This is a genomic window from Streptomyces milbemycinicus, assembly GCF_002154605.1.
Taxonomy (GTDB): Bacteria; Actinomycetota; Actinomycetes; order Streptomycetales; family Streptomycetaceae; genus Streptomyces; species Streptomyces milbemycinicus.
This window is the reverse complement of record NZ_MUNE01000713.1, coordinates 1-3,971: the sequence shown is the minus strand read 5'-3', so window position 1 is coordinate 3,971 and position 3,971 is coordinate 1. Positions and strand designations below refer to the sequence as shown.

General features: G+C 76.3%; 4 protein-coding genes and 1 pseudogene. 1 reads left to right on the top strand and 4 read right to left on the bottom strand.

The window, feature by feature from the left end; translation table 11 throughout:
- Positions 1 to 34 precede the first annotated feature (34 nt).
- Positions 35 to 529: a Cys-tRNA(Pro) deacylase gene (gene ybaK, locus CCN51_RS43815; RefSeq protein WP_014180474.1), complete on the top strand. Its 495-nt coding sequence runs from the start codon at positions 35 to 37 to the stop codon at positions 527 to 529.
- A gap of 26 nt (positions 530 to 555) precedes the next feature.
- On the opposite strand, the gene CCN51_RS43810 is transcribed toward ybaK, so the two are convergent.
- The 4 genes and pseudogenes from CCN51_RS43810 to CCN51_RS43795 all read right to left on the bottom strand — a co-directional run.
- Positions 556 to 1,212, bottom strand: a complete 657-nt coding sequence (locus tag CCN51_RS43810; protein ID WP_043487807.1) for a hypothetical protein — start codon at positions 1,210 to 1,212, stop codon at positions 556 to 558.
- A gap of 59 nt (positions 1,213 to 1,271) precedes the next feature.
- Positions 1,272 to 2,072, bottom strand: a complete 801-nt coding sequence (locus CCN51_RS43805; protein WP_238545705.1) for an ABC transporter permease — start codon at positions 2,070 to 2,072, stop codon at positions 1,272 to 1,274.
- Between the two features lie 106 nt (positions 2,073 to 2,178).
- Positions 2,179 to 3,198, bottom strand: coding sequence for an ABC transporter ATP-binding protein (locus CCN51_RS43800; RefSeq protein ID WP_086860846.1), 1,020 nt, complete (start codon positions 3,196 to 3,198; stop codon positions 2,179 to 2,181).
- A gap of 87 nt (positions 3,199 to 3,285) precedes the next feature.
- Positions 3,286 to 3,971, bottom strand: a pseudogene (locus CCN51_RS43795) (NYN domain-containing protein); the annotation flags it as partial.

Here is a 3,971-nt window from a genome sequence, read left to right as displayed (position 1 = left end):
ACCCCACCAGCCCCAACTGAGGCCCCCACCGGATATGGCCAAGAAGAAGACCTCCGCCGGCACCCCGGCCACCACCGCCCTGACCGCCGCCGGCACCGCCTTCACGGTGCACGCCTACGAGCACGACCCGGCGGCCCCCTCGTACGGCGAGGAGGCCGCACAGGCCCTCGGCGTGGACCCGGCCCGGGTCTTCAAGACCCTCATCGCGAGCGTCGACGGCGGCCTGACCGTCGCGATCGTGCCCGTCTCCGCCACGCTCGACCTCAAGGCCCTGGCGGCGGCGGTGGGCGGCAAGCGCGCGGCGATGGCGGACCCGGCGGCGGCCGAGCGCACCACGGGCTATGTGCTGGGCGGGATCTCCCCGCTCGGCCAGCGCAAGCGCCTGCCCACGGCCCTGGACGCGTCGGCGGCCGACCACGAGACGGTCTGCGTCTCGGCGGGGCGGCGCGGGCTGGAGGTCGAGCTGTCGCCCACGGACCTCGCGGCGCTCACGGACGCGGTGCTGGCGCCGATCGCGCGCAACAGCTAGCCCGGCAGCTGCGCCATGGGCGCACCTCACCCCGCCGGCTGCGCCGGCTCTTCGTCCCGCGGGCCAAAAAGCGATGTGAGCCCCAGGTGCACCGCCATGGCCGCGAACGACCACGCCAGCAGCGCCCCCTTGGCCCCCAGCTTCAGCGGCGCGTCGAATGTCACGCCCTTCCCCACCGCCTTGGCATGTGCCTCGATGCCGGCCTCGGGTCCGAGCCACACACCGAGCCGCCAGGCGATCACCGAAGCCAGCACCCCGCCGATCGCCAGCCCCACGACCAGCGCGACACCGCCCCGCCGGAAGAACAGGAAGACGAGCGCCGCGGACACGGCCCCGAAGGCCAGCGCCCACAGCGTGAACACCCCGTCCGCCCCCATCGCCTGCTCGCCCTCGGCGTCCTTCGGGTAGATCCCGTCGCCGATCCAGACCAGTGGAATCCGCGGCGCCAGCCACAGCCACACCAGCCCGAGCAGCACCCCGGACACCGCCACCCCGATCGCCACCAGCGCCGCCTGCACCAGCTCGGCGCGCAGCTCGGGGCCGGGCTCGGAGTGGCCCGGAGCCGAGGGGCCCGGCCCGGAGGGGTCCGGGGCGGTGGGGTAAGGCACTGCACCTCCCAGCGGAGACGGGTCGTGCGGCGAAGGCTGCCCGGGCTGATCGTGCGGAGTCAACGGTGCGGTCACCCCGTCATGGTGCCAGGCGGCGGACGTACATCGGGCGGCGGGAGTCCCGCCGCGGCGCGTCACCGCACGGCCGCACGCCGATACGCCCAGGTCGCGGCGGTCAGCGAGACCACCGCCACACCTGCACACACCCCGAGGTCCGCGCAGACCACCAGCCAGTCGGGGTTCCCGTCGAAGGACCGCGCCAACGCCTCCACACCGTACGTCGAGGGCAGCACGTCGCGCGCGTACGACACCGGCGCGGGCATCCGCTCGGCGGGCAGCACGCCCAGCAGCAGCGCGGCCGACATGCCCAACTGCCCGCACAGCGTGGCCAGTTCCTGGCGGGGCGCGAGCAGCCCGAGCGCCGCGCCCAGGCCCGCGAGGGCCGCGCCGGACAGCGGAATCACCGCGACCAGCACCCACAGATGCGTCATCGGCAGCTGGAACAGCACGCTCCCCACCACCGCGGTCACCAGCGTCCCGGGCGCGGTGAAGGAGGCGTACGCGGCGGCGGCGCCGAGCACGACGGCGGCGGGCGGCACCGGGAGGGTCGCGTAGTGGTCGAGCCCGCCGCTCGCCCGCAGCTGTCCGAAGTACTGCGCCAGCAGGTTCAGCGCGACGAACGCCACGACCAGCACGCTGGACCCGGCGACCACGGACCGCGCCTCCACCCCGCCGTCCACGACCCCGCGCATCAGGATCATGATCCCCACGGACTGGAAGGTCGCCACGAACAGCAGCGGGATCCGCGCCACCCGGGCCCTGGACAGCTGGGCCCGGTAGACGGCGGCCAGCGCGGGCAGCAGCCGCGCCCGCGCCGCCAGGGGGGCGGGGGCGGCGTCGCCGCCGGGCCACGGCGCCTCGGCGGCCTGGGCCAGGGCTTCTCCGCCGGACACGGCCTCCGCGGGCACGACACTCACCTTGCGCTGCTCCTGTTCCCCGTACCGGCCGCACCCCGTGCGGGTTCGGCAGTGCTTACGGTCCTCACGCCTTCACCAGCCCCTCCGCCCCCTCCGAGTGGCCGCCGAGCGCGAGATAGACGTCCTCCAGGCTGGGCGTGGCGAGCGTGAAGTCGTCGAGTGCGGCGAAGGCCGGGCCGCCGGTCACGGTGGCGATCGCGGCCCGGGCCTGCTCCGGGGCCATCCGCAGCGTCCAGCGCCGCCCGGAGGCCAGCGCGGCCTCCCGCAGCGCCGCGACCTCGGGCACCTCGAGCGGCGGCTCTCCCCGCCATACGAGGTCCACCCGGACCTCGTCGGCGACCAGCGCCTTCAGCCCGGCCGGGGTGTCGCAGGCGATGACCCGGCCGCGCTCCAGCACCGCCACCCGGTCCAGGACGGTCTCCGCCTCGATCACATTGTGGGTGACCAGCAGCACCGTCGCGCCCCGCTCCGCCCGCCGCCGGTCGACGGCGGCCCACACGGCCCGCCGCGCGACGGGGTCCATCCCGGTGGTCGGCTCGTCCAGCACCAGCAGCGGCCGCTCCCCGACCAGCGCGGCGGCGAGGCAGGCCAGCCGCCGCTGCCCGCCGGAGAGCTTCTTGAGCGGGCGCCCGGCCACCTCGCCGAGCCCCAGCTCCTCGATCACCGCGTCCCGCTCCGCGCGGGCGGCGCGGACGTCAAGGCCGCGCAGCCGCCCCGTGGTCTCGGCGGCGAGCGCGACGGTCAGCTCGTCCAGCGCGGTCGAGTCCTGCCCCAGATAGCCGAGGAGGCGCGCGGCGCGCTCGGGGTGGCGTACGAGATCGTGGCCGAGCACCCGGACGCTGCCCTCGTCGGGGCGGAGCAGCCCGGTGAGCTGGCGCACCAGGGTGGACTTCCCGGCGCCGTTCGGGCCGAGCAGCCCGAACACCTCGCCGCGGTGCACATCGAGGTCGATGCCGTCGCTGGCCCGGACGGCGGGCGCGGCGGGCACGCCCCGGCGGCGGCGCGCGGCGGGATAGGTCTTGACCAGGCCGCGCACGGTACACACCACATCGCCGCCCGCAGCCTGTTTCGCGCCCGTCCTCACGAGCTATGAGGGTACGCGCCCAATCACCCGCGCCTGCTTTCGGGTGCCCGCAGCCACCGCACGCCGACGCCGGTCCTGGTGGCACCGTCAGTCGGCGGGCGGGGCGTGCTCGGCGGCCGTACGGGTGTCGATCTCGCGCCAGAAGCCGGCCCGGATCGCATAGCGGTCGTGCTCGTCGATCTGGTCGTCCTTGTGGGCGAGCAGTCCGAAACGGGCCGCGTAGCGCAGCAGTTCCCCGTCGATGCGGTGCGGGATGCGCGGGTACTCGGTGGAGAGCTGCTGGAGGTGGCCGGGGTCGGAAAGCCGCTCGATCCAGCGGCGCGCGAAGACCTGGCCCACCTCGAACGGGTCGCCGCTGACGGTGGTGATGTCCTCCTCGCGGTCGGCCCAGCGCTGCTCGGGGCTGGTGAGCTGGGCCAGCATGGGCAGCCCGGCGGTCTCCGGCGGCTCGCCGAGCCCGGCGCCGGAGCCGCGCTCGATCCAGCCCTTGTCGGAGGACCAGCGCAGGGTGGCGCTGGGGGCCGGCTGGGCGCCCGCCTGACCGCCTGCGGGGCCGCGGCCGAGGCCGGCGAGGTCCTTGGGCGTGGGCACACCTCTGCCGCCGGGGGCGGAGCCCGCCTCCGTGTCGTCCGCCGGGGCGGTGCCGGGGCCGCTGGCGGCGGCGCCGGAGCCGCCCGCCGGGGCCGCGGCCCGCCCGGGGCCGCCCGGGCCGCCCGGGGCGCGCGTGGGCGCGCCGCCCGGCCGCGCGGCGCCGTTACGGCCCGGGGCCAGGT